A 15726-nucleotide genomic window follows, 5' to 3' on the forward strand; every position below is an offset into this window, starting at 1 on the left:
AACGCGAAGCGTGCCCATCAATTTCAGCACACGATGAGAGAGATGGTGGCCACGGCGCATTGCGCCTTTGCCCACCCGGCGTCGAGCGCTTGGCTCAAATCCCTTCCTCGTTGAACTTGCTCTCGACGAGTTCGGTGATCGCCGCGAGCGCCGCTTCGGCTTCCTCGCCGGCCGCGGCGACCGTGATGGTCGTGCCAGGACCCGCGGCAAGCATCATCAGGCCCATGATCGAAGTGCCGCCGACGGTCTCACCGCCGCGCGTCACCCACACTTGCGCGTTGAAGCGCTCGACGGCCTGGACGAATTTCGCCGAGGCGCGGGCGTGCAGGCCGCGCTTGTTGATGATCAGGAGCTCCTTGGAGATCGCGCCTGCGGGCACGCCCGCTGCGGCTTGCGGCGCGTCGTCGCTCATTTGCCGGCGAGCACGCGGCTGGCGATGGTGACGTATTTGCGGCCCGCTTCCTGGGCCATCGCGATCGCGTCGGGCAGCGGACGTTCCTCGCGCACCTTGGCGAGCTTCACCAGCATGGGTAAGTTGATGCCGGCGAGCACTTCGACCTTCGGCCGGCTCATGCAGGATATTGCGAGGTTCGACGGCGTGCCGCCGAACATGTCGGTGAGGATCGCAACGCCGTCGCCGGAATCGACGCGGTTAACCGCCTCGATAATGTCGCTTCGGCAGAGATCGGAATCATCTTCGGCACCGATCGTGATCGCTTCGATTTGCTTTTGTGGGCCCATGACATGCTCAAGCGCTGCCTTGAATTCGTCGGCAAGGCGCCCGTGGGTCACAAGTACTAGACCAATCATCGGAAAACTCCTCGCGGGCGCTTTTGGTGCACCGCACGAACGCGCCACTTTGACCATCCAGAGCCCCCGCGCAAGAGGGGATGTTGCGTATCTCCCTGAACCTAGACGGATGGATGAGGGAAGCTGCGCCGGTCTACTCGGTCGCGATAGTGGGGTTCATATGGTTACCATTTCCCTTCAAACAATCGCCTGAGGGGTTAACGGAAGATGAACTCTTGGTAGTGGTCAAGGCCGCGACAACCAGCGGGAGGGGCGAATAGCCGCGCTCGACCGGGATGCGCGGTATTTCGACACCAGAAATGCTGGCTTTCAGCGATTCTGTCGCAGGCAGACGCTCGGCATCCGGTGCGTCCAGATCGACCACGAGGCCGACGATCGCGTGCTCCACGAAGTCGCAGCGGCGAATTCCCAAGCCCCGGATCTCGATCAGGCCAGCCAAGACCGGAGCGGGGCGGACTTCAATTTCATGGCCGACTGTCGCCAGATGGACACGGTCATCTCCGACCAGAACGGCCCTTTCGATCAGGCCTGACCGGCCCGCCATGATCAAATCGAAGGCAAGGCGCGACTTGCCGGAGCCGGAGGGACCGCGGATCAGCACGGCAAAAGTCCCGACCTTGACGGCGGAGGCGTGCACGCTGGGGCCGCCGTCGCTCATAGCGCCGGCAGCCTCACCACGAAGCGCGCGCCGGCGACCGTCGGCGCGCCTTCGGCATCCAGCGGGCCTGCGCGGTTCTCGGCCCAGATCCGCCCGCCATGGGCATCGACGATCTGCTTGGAAATCGACAGCCCGAGGCCGGAGTTCTGGCCGAAGCCCTGGTGCGGACGATCGGTATAGAAGCGCTCGAAGATGCGCTCCAGCGCGTCCTCGCGGATGCCGGGCCCGTCGTCGTCGACCACGATCTCGATCTCTCCGCGCACGCGGCGGCAGGTGAGGCGCACCTTGCTGCCGGCTTCCGAGAAGGATTGCGCGTTGGACAGCAGGTTGGAGACCACTTGTCCGAGCCGCGAATCGTGACCGGTCACGGAGAACGTGTCGGTCGGGCCGCGGCCCTCGAAGCGGGGCTCGACCGCGACGTCGTGGCCGAGCTTGGTCTCGTTGGCGACCGACACCAGTGTCGTCAGCAGGCGGCGCACGTCGACCGGGATCGCATCCTGACGCTGCAATTCGGCATCGAGGCGGCTGGCGTCGGAGATGTCCGAGATCAGACGGTCGAGCCGCTTGACGTCGTGCTCGATCACCTCGAGCAGGCGTGCGCGGCTGGTCTCGTTGCGCGCCAGCGGCAGCGTCTCGACCGCCGAGCGCAGCGAGGTCAGCGGGTTCTTCAGTTCATGGGCGACGTCGGCGGCGAACATCTCGATCGCCTCGATACGGCTGTAGAGCGCGCTGGTCATGTCCCGCAGCGCGCCCGAGAGGTGGCCGATCTCGTCGCGGCGGCGGGTGAAATCGGGAATCTCGATGCGGGCCTTGATACGGCGGCGGACGCGCTCGGCGCTGTCGGCGAGCCGGCGCACCGGACCTGCGATCGTGCTGGCAAGCAGCAGCGACAGCATGATCATGACCGCTGCGGCAACGCCGCCGACCTTCAGGATGGCGAGGCGCTCGGCAGTGACCATCTGGTCGATGTCGTCGCCCTGGGTCGAAAGCATCAAGGCGCCGTGGATTGCGCGCGAGCGCAGCACGGGGACCGCGACCGAGACGATCACCTCGCCGCGTGCGTTGACCCGCACCATCGAGCGCTTCTGGCCGTGGAGCGCATCGCCCACCTCCGCGTAGCCATTGCCATTCTCGGGCCCGAGCTCACGGTAGAGCGGCAGGTCGCCGCGGTTCAGCCAGGTTCGCACCGCGACCATGCCGCGCTCGACGATGCCGGGCTTCTCGGCCGGTGGCGGCAGATTGTAGCGCAGCACGTTTTCGAGGTTGCGGCTGTCGACCAGCAGGCTGCCGTTCGGATCGTAGATGCGCGCGCGCGTCTTGGTCGGCGAGATCAGCGTGCGCAGCACCGGCGCCACCCGCTCCGGATTGATCGGGAAATCCAGCGGCGAATATTCGTCCGAGCCGCCATAGGTCTCGCCTGGCTTGAGATCGAGCAACCGGTCGGGGTCGATGGTGATGGCGTTGGTCTGCACGGTCGCAGAGGCCGCGATCGCGCCGGCGATGATCTCGGCCTGCACCAGCAGGCTCTGCGCCCGCGCGTCGATCAGGCCGGCGCGGAATTGCGACAGATACAGGATGCTGGCGACCAGCGCGACCAGGCCGGCGAGGTTGAGCGAGACGATGCGGCGGGTCAGGCTCGAGAAGGACAGCGCGAAGAAGAACTGACCGGCGCGCTTCAGCCAGTTCAGCGGCCGCCAGCCCTGCGGCTTGTCTTCGGCAACGTGCTCCGGAACGCCGTCGGATGCGATATCCTCGGCGCTCTGGTTTGGATCAGGCTGCGTTCGGTCAAGCAATGCTTACGCCCGCGTTAGGACAGCTCGTTGAGAAGGTCCCCGCATCCTAGAGCCATCCCGGTTCCGATGGAATCAGAACCAGCGATGCTCTCCTCTTTCGTGAAACTGCGCGAGTCTCAGGCTTCCTTGAAGCGGTAGCCGACGCCGTAGAGCGTTTCGATCATCTCGAACTCGTTGTCGACCACCTTGAATTTCTTGCGCAGCCGCTTGATGTGGCTGTCGATGGTGCGGTCGTCGACATAGACCTGGTCGTCATAGGCGGCGTCCATCAGCGCATTGCGGCTCTTCACCACGCCGGGCCGGGTCGCCAATGCCTGGAGGATCAGGAATTCGGTGACGGTCAGCGTCACCGGCTCGTTTTTCCAGGTGCAGGTATGCCGTTCCGGATCCATGCGCAAAAGGCCGCGATCGAGCGCCTTGGCGTCGTTCTCCTTCGGCGCGACGGTCGGGTCCTTCGGCGCCGAGCGGCGCAGCACCGCCTTGACGCGCTCGACCAAAAGGCGCTGCGAGAACGGTTTGCGGATGAAGTCGTCGGCGCCCATCTTGAGGCCGAACAGCTCGTCGATCTCCTCGTCCTTGGACGTCAGGAAGATCACCGGCAGGTCGGACTTCTGCCTGAGACGGCGCAACGTCTCCATGCCGTCCATGCGCGGCATCTTGATATCGAGGATGGCGAGATCGGGCTGGGTGGTGCGGAAACCGTCAAGTGCGGAAGCGCCGTCGGTGTAGGTCATGATGCGGTAGCCTTCGGCTTCCAGCGCGATCGAGACGGATGTGAGAATGTTGCGGTCGTCGTCGACCAAAGCGATTGTGGGCATGAGCCTCTGCTTTCTGCTTTCCGTTTTGGGTCGTGGCTTGAAACGGCGAGCAATCCAGTGATGCGCCGCATACATGGGTGCCGAAATCGGCATTCGAACTTTGTCACCGAGCAATGCAAGCTGGGCTGAAGTGTGACCAAGTTCCACGAAACGCGGCAGATTCGCCGCATCTCGACCCATAACCTGACCCCCGTTTACCCGAGAAAAGGCCTCTCTTGCAACCACCCGACCCGAGAAAGCCGATGCAACCGACCCCGGATTTCGACCCCGCGAAACTCGCCAAATCGCTGCTGCGACGGCCGCGGCAGGGGGCGCTGGCGACCCTGATGGCCGGCAGCGGCGATCCCTATTGTTCCCTGGTCAATCTGGCGAGCCACCCCGATGGCTCACCGATCCTGCTGATCTCGCGCCTCGCCGTGCACACCAGGAACATCCTGGCGGACAGCAGGGTCTCGCTGATGCTGGACGAGCGCGCGGCCGGCGATCCCCTGGAAGGGGCCCGGATCATGCTGTCCGGCCGGGCCGAGCAGGCTGACGCCGACAAGGACTTGCTTCAGCGGCGCTATCTCAATGCCCATCCGTCGGCGGAAGGCTTTGTTTCGTTTAAGGATTTCTCCTTCTTTCGGATCCGGCCCACGGGAGCCCATCTGGTCGCCGGCTTCGGCCGGATCGTTGACCTCAAGCCTGAGCAGTTCCTCACGGACCTCACCGGCGCCGAGGATCTCCTGGCGGCGGAACAGGGCGCCGTGGAGCACATGAATGCCGACCATCGCGACGCCATGAACCTCTATGCGACGAGGCTCCTCGGCGCGCCCGAGGGTGACTGGCGCTGCACCGGCTGCGATCCGGAGGGTCTCGACATGCAAATGGATCAGACCGCGCTCCGGCTGGAGTTCCCGGAGCGGGTGACGGATGGCACGGCACTGCGCAAGATGCTGGTCCGCCTCGCCGGTGACGCGCGCAAGAAGCTGGACCAAGGCGCAACACGTTGAACGTCGCGGCTCATCGCTGCGATCCAAGACCGTAATCGGTCCGACGGCGCAGCGAGAATGGTGCTCGCAAGATGGAATCGGCCGGCGCTGATCGCAGACCTCGCGCCCGCGGCGAGCGCATTGATCACCACGCCAGCCCTTGCCCAGAAAGGAAGTCTTGCCGCGGCGGGCGCGTGGATCAACCCGCTCATGGGTGCTTGCCGAATACCGCCGAGTTGAACGCGGTGGCGAGCGATGTCGGCGACGGATGCCGACATCCACCTCGGCTGCGACGCCAGTGAAACGACGCTCGAGCGTGCAGCGCTTGCTCAAGATGGCATCATCAACTTTGCTACCCACGGCCTTTTCGCTGCGACATCAAAAGGACTCGGTGAGCCCTCGCTTGCACTCTTGATCCCGATCAGCCATCGGAGCTCGACGACGGCCTGCTCACTGCGAGCGAAGTCACCCAGCTCAAGCTCAATGCGGACCGGATTGTGCTGTCGACCTGCAACACATCGCGGGCGACAAGCCGGGCCGAGGCCCGGTCGGGATTGGCGCGCTCGTTCTTCTATGCCGGTGCCTGCGCGCTTCTTGTGTCGCATTGAGCGGTGAATTCGGAAGCGGCCACGCGTTTGACCACGTCAACAAGAACTACCGAAGATCGGTCGCGGCAAAGCCTTGCGCGTGTGATGCTGACTTATCTCGATGCCGCCTCGTCACCGCAATGCCTACCCGCGATGTGGGAGCGGTTCGCACGCATCGGCAAAGCCGAGGTAAGATGGGAAGCCAACTCGGCATTGTGCGTCGCAATAACCTGACGTAACCCGCGAACGCGCGTTTGGTTGCGCGATCATTCGGACTTTTTGATGCGCTTGCTCAGAGCTGACATGCGCGACGTTTGGCGCGGTCTTTGAATAAACCAAATCCTACGGGATCAGCTTGGCAACGCCAGCGTTCATCAGTATTAGGTCGTTCCAGCCGAGGCCAAACGGGCCTATTATTCACGGTGACCGCGATGGTGCCAAAGCTTGGTCGCGCTGAGTGTCGCGGGTTCTAGGAGGACTTTTTCGTGCAAGAGACGGGCGTGCGCAACGGTGCCTTCGGCGCCGATAAATTCGGTTTAAAGAATCTCAAGCAGGTTCACTGGAACCTCGGTGCGCCGCAACTCTATCAGTACTCGCTCTCCGCGGGTGAGGCGGTGCTGTCAGCGGACGGTGCACTCTGCGCCGATACTGGCGAGTTCACCGGCCGCAGCCCGAAGGACAAGTTTACGGTGCGTGACGCCACCACCGACAAGAAGATGTGGTGGGCCGGCAACCAGTCGATCACCGCAGAGCAGTTCGAGACGCTCTACCAGGATTTCCTCAAGCACGCCGAAGGCAAGAGGCTGTTCGCGCAGGATCTCTACGGCGGCGCCGATCCGGCCTATCGGATCAAGACGCGCGTCTTCACTGAGCTCGCCTGGCACTCGCTGTTCATCCGCACGCTTCTGATCCGCCCCGAGGCGATCGAGCTGTCGACCTTCGTGCCGGAGCTCACCATCATCGACATGCCGAGCTTCCGCGCCGATCCTAAACGTCACGGCTGCCGCTCGGAGAACGTCGTCGCAATCGATTTCGCCCGCAAGATTGTCCTGATCGGCGGGTCTTATTATGCCGGCGAGATGAAGAAGTCGGTCTTCACCACGCTGAACTACTATCTGCCCGAGCGCGGCGTGATGCCGATGCACTGCTCGGCCAATGTCGGCGCCAAGGGCGATACCGCGATCTTCTTCGGCCTGTCCGGCACCGGCAAGACGACGCTATCGGCCGATCCGAACCGCACCCTGATCGGCGACGACGAGCACGGCTGGGGCCCGAACGGTGTGTTCAATTTCGAAGGCGGCTGCTATGCCAAGTGCATCAAGCTGTCGAAGGAAGCCGAGCCCGAGATCTACGCGGCGTCGACGCGTTTCGGCGCAGTGCTCGAGAACTGCGTGCTCGACGAGGACACCCGCATCGTCGATTTCGACGACGGCTCCAAGACCGAGAACACGCGTTCTGCATACCCGCTCGATTTCATCCCGAACGCCTCGCACACCGGCCGCGCGCCGCAGCCGAAGAACGTGGTGATGCTCGCCGCCGACGCGTTCGGCGTGCTGCCGCCGATCGCCAAGCTCTCGCCGGCGCAGGCGATGTACCACTTCCTGTCCGGCTACACTGCCAAGGTTGCCGGCACCGAGCGCGGTCTCGGCAACGAGCCGCAGCCGGAATTCTCGACCTGCTTCGGCTCGCCCTTCCTGCCGCTCGATCCATCCGTCTACGGCAACATGCTGCGCGAGCTGATTGCCCAGCACAATGTCGATTGCTGGCTGGTCAACACCGGCTGGACCGGCGGCAAATATGGTGTCGGCTCGCGCATGCCGATCAAGGTGACGCGCGCGCTGCTGACCGCCGCACTCGACGGATCGCTTCGCAACGTCGAATTCCGCACCGACAAATATTTCGGCTTTGCGGTCCCGACCGCGCTGCCGGGCGTACCGGCCGAGATCCTCAACCCGGTCAACACCTGGAAGGACAAGGACGAGTTCGACAAGACCGCTCGCGCGCTGGTCGGCATGTTCCAGGAGAACTTCGCCAAGTTCGAAGCCCAGGTCGACGCCGAAGTGCGCGCAGCCGCGCCCGACCTGAAGCTCGCGGCGGAGTAGGCCTCGCGCCTTGGAATGCAAAGGGCGGCCGCGAGGCCGCCCTTTTTGCTTACGCGATATCTCTCCAGCGTCATTGCGAGCGCAGCAAAGCAATCCAGGAATCTCTCCGCGGAGACAGTCTGGATTGCTCGCTGCGCTCGCAATGACGAGTTTTGCGGAAGCAGCTACGCCTTGAAATAAGCGATCTGCGTCGTAGTCGCGAGCAGCCGTCCGTTCGGGGACCACAGTTCGCCGTTCTGGTCGCCATAGCTCTTGTGGAAGATCTTCGCATCGGCCGTCGCCAGCACGCGGGTGATGTCCTCAGCCTCAAGCTCTTCGGCATCGGTGTGGAAATAGGTCGTCAGCGATACCGTGCCGAACGGCACCAGCTCGCGCCGTGCGTGGAAGATGCGGCCGAAGAAGGCGTCCGACATCGACATCAGCGACAGCATGTCGAGCTTGCGCGGCGTGCGGTCGCTGATCCAGATTTTCGAATAGGTGCTGGCGGGCTCGGTCTGCGGCGGGCCGATCCGCATCTCGCCCTCGACGAAGCGGAATTCATACTGGTTGGCCCAGGACGCCGAGATCTTCGGAAACGGCAGCGTCTGTTCGAACGGTTTGGCATCCGGGCACTTCGCCACCCTCTGCTCCCAGGACGGTCGCCGCTCGGCGAACACCGCGGTGGCGAGCGTTGCCACGCCGCCGCCGCCTTGGCTCAGCTCGACGCTCCAATGCTGGCTGGAGCGATTGGCCTTCACCAGGCGCACGTCGAGATCGAACGGACCCTTGGCGATCGGCGCGCAGTAATTGACGGTGAGCGCGAGCGGATCGCCGGCGCGGTCCGGATGGTCGATCAGCGCGCGCAAAATCGTCGCGGCAGTGACGCCGCCGAACGGGCCGACAAAGGCCCAATAATCGTCGCTGGTATGCCCCTGCCAACTGGAGTCGCCGGCGCTGACGCGGGTGGCGTCATCGAAGGGGTGCGGGAGCTTGGCGTGCATTGTTGGTCCTCGGTGTCTCACCAACGTCATTGCGGGCGCAGCGAAGCAAATCGAGACTAGGGATTCTGGATTGCTTCGCTGCGTTCGCAATGACGGCGCTTGAGGTAGCGGCCTCGATATCGACGCCTTGGAGATGATGACGACCATATCATCATCCGCAGCGCCCGATGCAATAACCTCGCAGGTAACGCCGATTTCACGTCGCGGAAAATCAGCCTGCGACGTCGCGCAGATTTGGCAGCAGCGGCGTGGTCGGATTGACCGGCACGTTCCAGATCTCCTCGGCATATTCGCGGATGGTACGGTCCGACGAGAACCACGCCATGCGCGCGACGTTGAGGATCGAGGCGCGCGTCCAGGCCGGCGCCACCTGCCAGCGCGCATCGACCGCGCGCTGCGCCTCATAATAGGAATCGAAATCGGCGCTGACCATGTAATGGTCGAGATAGCGCAGCGCGTGCGCGATGGATTCGAAACGGCCGGGATCGCCGGGCGAGAATTCGCCGGTCGCGATCGCATTGATGGCGCGCTGGAGCTTCGGCGAGTTGCGGATAATGTCGGACGCATCCAGGCCCTGCTTGCGGCGGATCATCACGTCGCCGGCCTCCAAGCCGAAGATTGCGATGTTCTCAGCTCCGACATGGTCGCGGATCTCGATATTGGCGCCGTCGAGCGTGCCGATGGTGATAGCGCCGTTCAGCGCCAGCTTCATGTTGCCGGTGCCGGAGGCCTCCATGCCGGCGGTCGAGATCTGCTCGGACAGATCGGCCGCGGGAATGATCACTTCCGCGAGGCTGACATTGTAGTCGGGCAGGAAGGCGACCTTGAGCTTGCCGCTGATAGCGGGATCGTTGTTGACGGCCTCTGCGACGTCGTTGATCAGCTTGATGATCAGCTTGGCATAGCGGTAACTCGCCGCCGCCTTGCCGGCAAAGATCTTCACCCGCGGCACCCAATTGCCGTTGGGATCGTCCTTGATCGACTGGTACAGCGCGACCGTCTCGATGACGTTGAGGAGCTGGCGCTTGTATTCGTGGATGCGCTTGATCTGCACGTCGAACAGCGCGCCGGGATCGACCTTGATGCCGAGCCGCTCGCCGATCAGCCGCGCCAACGCCGCCTTGTTGGCGTGCTTGACGGCGCGGAATTTCTTCTGGAATTCGACGTCGCTGGCGCGAGCTTCGATCAGGCTGAGCTGGGTGGGATCGTCGAGCACGGCTTCGCCGCAGGTCTCGCGCAAGAGATCGGTCAGCTTCGGGTTCGCCAGCATCAGCCAGCGGCGGAAGGTGATGCCGTTGGTCTTGTTGGTGATGCGGCCGGGATAGAGATGGTTGAGATCGTGGAACACGGTCTCGCGCATCAGGTCGGAATGCATCGCCGAGACGCCGTTGATGCGGTGCGAGCCGACGAAGGCGAGCTGGCCCATGCGCACCCGGCGGCCGCTCTTCTCGTCGATCAGCGAGACCGAAGCGCGGAAGTCGATGTCGCCGGGGCAGCGCGCTTCCGCGAGCGCCAGATGCTGCACGTTGATGCGGTAGATGATCTCCAGATGCCGCGGCAAGAGTCGCTCGAACAGCTCGACCGGCCAGGTCTCCAGCGCCTCGGGCAGCAGTGTATGGTTGGTGTAGGAGAGCGTGGCGACGGTGATCTTCCAGGCCTCGTCCCAGCGGAAATTATGCAGGTCGACGAGGATCCGCATCAGCTCGGTGACCGCAAGGCTCGGATGAGTATCATTGAGCTGGACCGCGACCTTGCTGGCGAGGCTGCGCAGCTGGCCGTCGGAGGCGAGGTGCCGTTTCACCAGATCCTGGAGCGAGGCGGAGACGAAGAAATATTCCTGCCGCAGCCGCAGCTCGCGGCCCGCCGGGCTCTCGTCGTTCGGATAGAGGAATTTGCAGATCGCCTCCGCGCGCGCCTGCTCGGCGCTGGCGCTGACATAGTCGCCCTTGTTGAAGGCATCGAGCCTGAGCGGATCGGGCGAGCGCGCCGACCACAGGCGGAGCGCGTTAACGTGCTGGCCGCGCCAGCCGACGATCGGCGTGTCGTAGGCGATCGCCTGCACGGTCTCGCCCGGATGCCAGATGGCGCGGTCGCGGCCCTTATCGTCGACATGCTCGACGGCGCCGCCGAAATTGATGTCGTAGATCACCTCCGGCCGCTGCAATTCCCAGGGATTGCCGAAGCTCAGCCATTCGTCCGGATATTCCTGCTGCCAGCCTTGATTGATGATCTGGCGAAATAGGCCGTAATCGTAGCGGATGCCGTAGCCGATCGCAGGGATCGACAGCGTCGCCATGCTCTCCATGAAGCAAGCGGCGAGCCGGCCGAGGCCGCCATTGCCGAGCGCCGCATCCGGTTCGCATTTGCGCAGCTCGGGCAGGGAGACACCGAGGTCGCCGAGCGCGACCTCGAAGATCTTCAGGAGCCCCATATTGTTGAGCGCGTCGGTGAAGAGGCGGCCGATCAGGAATTCGAGCGAGAGATAATAAACGCGCTTGCGCCCGGCATCGTAGCTCAGCTTCTCCGCGCTCAGCCAGCGATGCACGATGCGGTCGCGCAGCGCGAGCGCTGCGGCCTGGTACCAATCGTGCCGGGTCGCCATGCCTGCGTCCTTGCCGATGGCAAGGCGCAGCTTGGCGAGGATCGCGCCCTTGATCTCAGCCAGCGCGAGCTCGTCGATAGGCTGTCCGGGAGCGGGAAAATTCGGCTGGAACGATTGATCTTGCAAGGCCTTCACTTCCTGGTCGACTGAACACTCACCCTACGCGTCTTGCTTCTGCGCCGGAACCGTCACTGGTGCGGCCGTGCACTGCGCTGGCTTAAACTTATGCAAGGAACGCGCCGGCTTGGGAACCCGGACGAGCACGGAGAAACACGGATTTGCTGCTAGAATGCAGGCCAATTCAGCCATCACTATGGAGGAGACCGTTGAGACCTCTGATGAGACTGCTGATCGAAATCGCCACTGCGACCTTGCTCGTCGTCTGCATCACCGTCTCCACCGCCGCCTCCGCCGCCGGCAGGCCGGGCCGCAGCGCCGATGGCCTCAGTTGCGCCGTCTCCCTCCCGCAAAACGCAACGTCAGCAGCACGCTGCGCCGCCATCAAGCGCCAATGCGGCGGCAAGTTTTATGCGAGCGCGTGCGGAGACAAGTTGATGTCGGCGGCGAGGTGAGGCGAGGGATCGTACCGCGGAATCAGCGTTCGTTTGGGCGAAGGCTTTCACGCGGGTTGTTTCTCGGCAAAGGCCGGGACGACCTTCTGGACTCATCAGAACGAATTAAGAACACTTTAGCAAGTCTTTGATATATCATAGTGATTCGGCGCCGTGCCGACACAATATCTAGCGTCCGTCAGACTTTGCGAGGACTACATGTCCACCATTGCCTTCGATCAATTTGCCCTCACCCGGATCGCCGATTTTGCGCGGTCGCTGTCGCTTCTGCATCGGGCGGCGCGGCGCCAGAGGATCGATGACGACCAGTTCGACCGCGAGTTCAATGCGGTGTGCCAGTCGATCTGGGGCTACACCATCGACGATATCAGCGACGAGCTGTTTTCGACCGACGACCATCTGTTCCTCGACACGCTGGACGAAGCGCATGCGCGCATCTTCGCGGCCGAGCAGGGTTATGACCTCGTCGACGATCAGGGCATGCTGACCGATTGGTGGGGCTTTTGCTGGATGATCCTGGCCGAGAAGCGCGGCCTCCTCACGCCGGAAAACCGCGCCGCTGCGCGCACGGCGATCGAGGAGAAATATCTGGCGGCGCCGAATGTGATCGGGGTGATCATCGGGAGGTGACGGCTCAGTTGCCGTCATTCCGGGGCATCGCGCAGCGATGAACCCGCAATCTCGAGATTCCGGGTTCGATGCTGACGCATCGCCCCGGAATGACAACTCATTCCACTAATCCAACCCTGCGCGCTTGGCCGGCTTTGCCGTCTTCGGCACCGTGACGTCAGGCAGCGCCTCGCGCACGATCTCGGCGGCCGGGGCATCCGCCGCGACCGTCTCGGCCCGCACCGGCGCCACCTTCATCTCGCCGAGCCGCGCGCGGACCTGTGCGGTGAGGCCGGGATAAGAGGCAACCGGGGTGAAGTCCGCAGCCTGGTCGTTGCCGACACGGATGCCGGTATAGGCGACGAGGCCGTCGGCCGTGGCAATCACGTCGCCGGCTTTCAGCGATGAATCCAGCGCGAGATCGACCGGCGCGAGGCCGACCGGCTCGCGGCCGTTGCAGGTGCAGTCGGCGCGCAGCGCCTTGCGATACGCGAACGCGTTCTCGCTGTCGGTGTAGCGCTCGCCGGTCTGCGACGCGGCCGCCTCGATCGAGGAGCCGAAATAAACCTTCGTCGCACTTGCAGGACAGAACGCCTGACACATCTGGGCAGGCGAGGCGAGCCCGCGCATCAGCGGGAAATATTTACCATCGCAGCTGCGCACGCAGAAGGCCGGGCCGGAGCCGCCGGCCGCCGCCGAACGGGTCGGCGGCACGTATTGCGGGGTTGCGGTATTCTGCTGGCCGGTGAAGGGATCGGCGTAGGAGCCCGCCTGCTGCGGCACCTCGCGCTGCGGGCGCTGTTGCTGCATGGCGCCGAAAAAGAAGTCGAACAGGCCTTCGGCCGCAACCGGGGCCGGGGCCGCGAGCAGCGGAGCGGCAAGGCTGGCGGCCACAAACATCGCGCGACGCCGCCGGCGCGCATGGGACGAGATTGTACGCAATGCGCTACTCCACCCGACGCTACTGAACCGGCCGAGACCAGCGAGGTCTTGGCACATGGTTCACCATAAAGCGGGATGGTAAATGAGCAGTTGAGCGGAGGCGGTTTCAAGTCGAGGCCGTGACCTCTTTGAGGCCGGGCACAGCTTCCGACAAATCGTTGCTTCCGGGCCACGCCCGGGCATGACGGCCGGGGCTGTTTCGCGGCCTCAAGCCTTCAAGAACTCGGATGCCTTGTACAGCGAGCGGAACGGCAGGCCGGCCGCACCGAACGTGTCGGTGGCGCCTTCCTCGCGGTCGACCATGGTCAGAACCAGCACCACATTGGCGCCGGTCTCGCGCACGGATTCCACCGCCTTCATTGCCGAGCCGCCGGTGGTGGTGACGTCCTCGACGATCACGACGCGCTTGCCGGCCAAGGTCTCGCCCTTGGGCAGGCCCTCGATCGCGAGCTTGGCGCCGTGCTCCTTCGGCTTCTTGCGCACGAAGAATGCCGCGATCGGATGGCCTTTGATCCAGGAGATCTGCGCCAGCGCCCCGGCGAGCGGCACCGCGCCCATCTCGAGCCCGCCGATGAAATCGAGCTGGTCGTCCTTCAGCGCCTCGTAGGTCAACTCGGCGAGCAGCGTCGCGCCCTCGGGGTCGAGCATGGTCGGCTTCAGGTTGAAGTAGAAATCGCTCTTGCGGCCCGACGCGAGCGTCACCTCGCCGCGGCCGAATGAACGCCGGCGGATGATTTCGAACAGGCGGGCGCGGGAGGCTGATTTCGACACGGCGGTCCCTCGGAAGCATTTTTGGAGGAGGCGGAATTTATCCGCGACCGCCGCCACATTCCAGAGGGGGCGTCCCCCGTCAACAGGGATCGGCTATCCCGGTCCGCCGGTTGTGGGGGTGCAACCTTCTGGAGTAGGTGAGGGCCGAACCTTTCAGGGGCAAGGAAGCAAGGCATGAGCATCGAACTGCACACCTGGAACACGCCGAACGGCCGCAAGATCTCGGTCGCGCTGGAGGAGATGGGGCTGCCTTACAAGGTGATCCCGGTGAACATCACCAAGGGCGAGCAGATGGCCACGGAGTTCCTGAAGCTCTCCCCCAATAACAAGATCCCCGCGATCGTCGACCCCGAGGGTCCCGACGGCAAGCCCGTCAGCATCTTCGAATCCGGCGCCATCCTGCTCTATCTCGGCGAAAAGACCGGCAAATTCCTGCCGAAATCGCTTGGCGGGCGCATCCCCGTCTATGAATGGCTGATGTGGCAGATGGGCGGTTTCGGCCCCATGCCCGGACAGGTGCACCATTTCATCGCGCTCGAAAACGAGCAGGACCGCGCCTATGGCCTCAAGCGCTTCATGGCGGAGACGCGCCGGCTCTATGGCGTGCTCGACCGCCGGCTGGAGGGTCGCGACTTCGTCGCCGGCGACCTCTCGGTTGCCGATTTTGCCATCCTGGGCTGGGCCTGGCGCCATCCTCGCCACAAGGTGGACCTCGCCGACTTCCCCAACGTCAAGCGCTGGTACGAGGCGCTGATGGCACGGCCCGCCGTGAAGCGGGGCATGGAGGCGAAGCTGGATTAATTTCGCTTACCCTCCCCTGGAGGGCCTTCCAGGAGAGGGTCAGAAAGCTCACACCTTCTTCGCCTCGACCGCCATCCGCACAGCGAGCCCGGCCAGCACCGTGCCCATCAGCCAGCGCTGCACCAGCATCCAGCTCGGCCGACTTGCGAGGAACAGCGCAATCGATCCGGCTGCGAGCGCGATCATCGCATTCACGCTGACGCTGATTGCGATCTGGATCGCCCCTAACACCACCGACTGCGCCAGCACGCTGCCGGCAGTGGGATCGATGAACTGCGGCAGCAGCGCCAGATACAGCATCGCGATCTTCGGGTTGAGCAGGTTGGTGACGAAGCCCATCGCGAACAATTTGCGCGGGCTGTCGATTGCGAGCTTCCTGACCTGGAACGGCGAGCGTCCGCCCGGCTTCACCGTCTGCCAGGCGAGCCACAGCAGATAACCGGCGCCGGCAAAGCGCAGTGCGTCATAGGCGAAGGGAATCGCGAGCAGCAGCGCCGTGATGCCGAAAGCTGCGCACAGCATGTAGAACACGAAACCCAGCGCCACGCCGCCGAGCGAAATAATGCCCGCCATCGGCCCCTGCGTGATCGAGCGCGAGATCAGGTAGATCATGTTCGGCCCGGGCGTGAGCACGAGACCGAGGCAAACGAGGGCAAAGCCGAGCAGGGCGGGGGTGTGGGGCATGGGGCGACCGGTGCGGCAGACGGCAC

The 15726-nt window shown here is 64.0% G+C and carries 15 protein-coding genes and 1 pseudogene; 6 read left to right on the forward strand and 10 right to left on the reverse strand.

Going from position 1 to position 15726, the window contains the following annotated elements:
- Positions 1-94: 94 nt before the first annotated feature.
- The 5 genes from IVB12_RS24105 to IVB12_RS24125 form a co-directional block, all read right to left on the reverse strand.
- Positions 95-412 carry an HPr family phosphocarrier protein gene (locus tag IVB12_RS24105; RefSeq protein ID WP_247276396.1) on the reverse strand — a complete coding sequence of 106 codons (318 nt, stop codon included), beginning with the start codon at positions 410-412 and terminating at the stop codon, positions 95-97.
- Positions 409-810 carry a PTS sugar transporter subunit IIA gene (locus tag IVB12_RS24110; RefSeq protein WP_007597752.1) on the reverse strand — a complete coding sequence of 134 codons (402 nt, stop codon included), beginning with the start codon at positions 808-810 and terminating at the stop codon, positions 409-411. The genes IVB12_RS24105 and IVB12_RS24110 overlap by 4 nt, the downstream gene beginning before the upstream one ends.
- A 133-nt stretch (positions 811-943) precedes the next feature.
- Entirely contained in the window at positions 944-1468 is a 525-nt protein-coding gene (locus IVB12_RS24115) for an HPr kinase/phosphatase C-terminal domain-containing protein (protein ID WP_247302711.1), read from the reverse strand.
- The gene (locus IVB12_RS24120) at positions 1465-3261 is read right to left on the reverse strand and encodes a sensor histidine kinase (protein ID WP_247302713.1); all 1797 of its coding nucleotides are present in this window, start codon (positions 3259-3261) and stop codon (positions 1465-1467) included. The genes IVB12_RS24115 and IVB12_RS24120 overlap by 4 nt, the downstream gene beginning before the upstream one ends.
- A 116-nt stretch (positions 3262-3377) precedes the next feature.
- On the reverse strand, positions 3378-4079 hold the full coding sequence (locus IVB12_RS24125) for a response regulator transcription factor (protein WP_008542552.1): 702 nt from the start codon (positions 4077-4079) through the stop codon (positions 3378-3380).
- A gap of 242 nt (positions 4080-4321) precedes the next feature.
- Between IVB12_RS24125 and IVB12_RS24130 the strand changes: the two genes are divergently transcribed.
- The 3 genes and pseudogenes from IVB12_RS24130 to IVB12_RS24140 all read left to right on the forward strand — a co-directional run bounded on the left by IVB12_RS24130 (position 4322) and on the right by IVB12_RS24140 (position 7739).
- Complete coding sequence (locus tag IVB12_RS24130; RefSeq protein WP_247302715.1) at positions 4322-5071, forward strand: DUF2470 domain-containing protein; 750 nt, start codon at positions 4322-4324, stop codon at positions 5069-5071.
- Between the two features lie 197 nt (positions 5072-5268).
- Positions 5269-5871 (forward strand): annotated as a pseudogene (locus IVB12_RS24135) (CHAT domain-containing protein); the annotation flags it as partial.
- Positions 5872-6122: 251 nt separating this feature from the next.
- Positions 6123-7739, forward strand: coding sequence for a phosphoenolpyruvate carboxykinase (locus tag IVB12_RS24140; protein WP_247302717.1), 1617 nt, complete (start codon positions 6123-6125; stop codon positions 7737-7739).
- A gap of 164 nt (positions 7740-7903) precedes the next feature.
- Here the strand turns inward: IVB12_RS24140 and IVB12_RS24145 are convergent, their stop codons facing one another.
- Together IVB12_RS24145 and IVB12_RS24150 are read right to left on the reverse strand one after the other, a co-directional pair.
- The gene (locus IVB12_RS24145; protein ID WP_247302719.1) at positions 7904-8719 is read right to left on the reverse strand and encodes a thioesterase family protein; all 816 of its coding nucleotides are present in this window, start codon (positions 8717-8719) and stop codon (positions 7904-7906) included.
- Positions 8720-8930: 211 nt separating this feature from the next.
- Positions 8931-11447, reverse strand: coding sequence for a glycogen/starch/alpha-glucan phosphorylase (locus tag IVB12_RS24150; RefSeq protein ID WP_247302720.1), 2517 nt, complete (start codon positions 11445-11447; stop codon positions 8931-8933).
- Positions 11448-11659: 212 nt separating this feature from the next.
- On the opposite strand from IVB12_RS24150, the gene IVB12_RS24155 reads away from it, so the two are divergent.
- Positions 11660-11893 (forward strand): hypothetical protein, encoded by a 234-nt coding sequence (locus IVB12_RS24155; RefSeq protein ID WP_247302722.1) that lies wholly within the window; start codon positions 11660-11662, stop codon positions 11891-11893.
- 198 nt (positions 11894-12091) lie between these two features.
- Positions 12092-12523, forward strand: a complete 432-nt coding sequence (locus IVB12_RS24160) for a hypothetical protein (protein WP_247276404.1) — start codon at positions 12092-12094, stop codon at positions 12521-12523.
- Positions 12524-12628: 105 nt separating this feature from the next.
- On the opposite strand, the gene IVB12_RS24165 is transcribed toward IVB12_RS24160, so the two are convergent.
- Both IVB12_RS24165 and pyrE read right to left on the reverse strand, forming a co-directional pair.
- Positions 12629-13402, reverse strand: coding sequence for a DUF2865 domain-containing protein (locus tag IVB12_RS24165; protein WP_247302724.1), 774 nt, complete (start codon positions 13400-13402; stop codon positions 12629-12631).
- A gap of 249 nt (positions 13403-13651) precedes the next feature.
- Positions 13652-14215, reverse strand: a complete 564-nt coding sequence (gene pyrE, locus IVB12_RS24170; RefSeq protein ID WP_027575142.1) for an orotate phosphoribosyltransferase — start codon at positions 14213-14215, stop codon at positions 13652-13654.
- A gap of 174 nt (positions 14216-14389) precedes the next feature.
- Between pyrE and IVB12_RS24175 the strand changes: the two genes are divergently transcribed.
- Positions 14390-15016, forward strand: a complete 627-nt coding sequence (locus IVB12_RS24175; protein ID WP_247302727.1) for a glutathione S-transferase family protein — start codon at positions 14390-14392, stop codon at positions 15014-15016.
- Between the two features lie 48 nt (positions 15017-15064).
- Here the strand turns inward: IVB12_RS24175 and IVB12_RS24180 are convergent, their stop codons facing one another.
- Positions 15065-15700 (reverse strand): LysE family translocator, encoded by a 636-nt coding sequence (locus IVB12_RS24180; protein WP_247302728.1) that lies wholly within the window; start codon positions 15698-15700, stop codon positions 15065-15067.
- Positions 15701-15726 lie beyond the last annotated feature (26 nt).

Origin of the sequence: Bradyrhizobium sp. 179 (genome assembly GCF_023073535.1) — a bacterium.
Classification (GTDB): Bacteria; Pseudomonadota; Alphaproteobacteria; order Rhizobiales; family Xanthobacteraceae; genus Bradyrhizobium.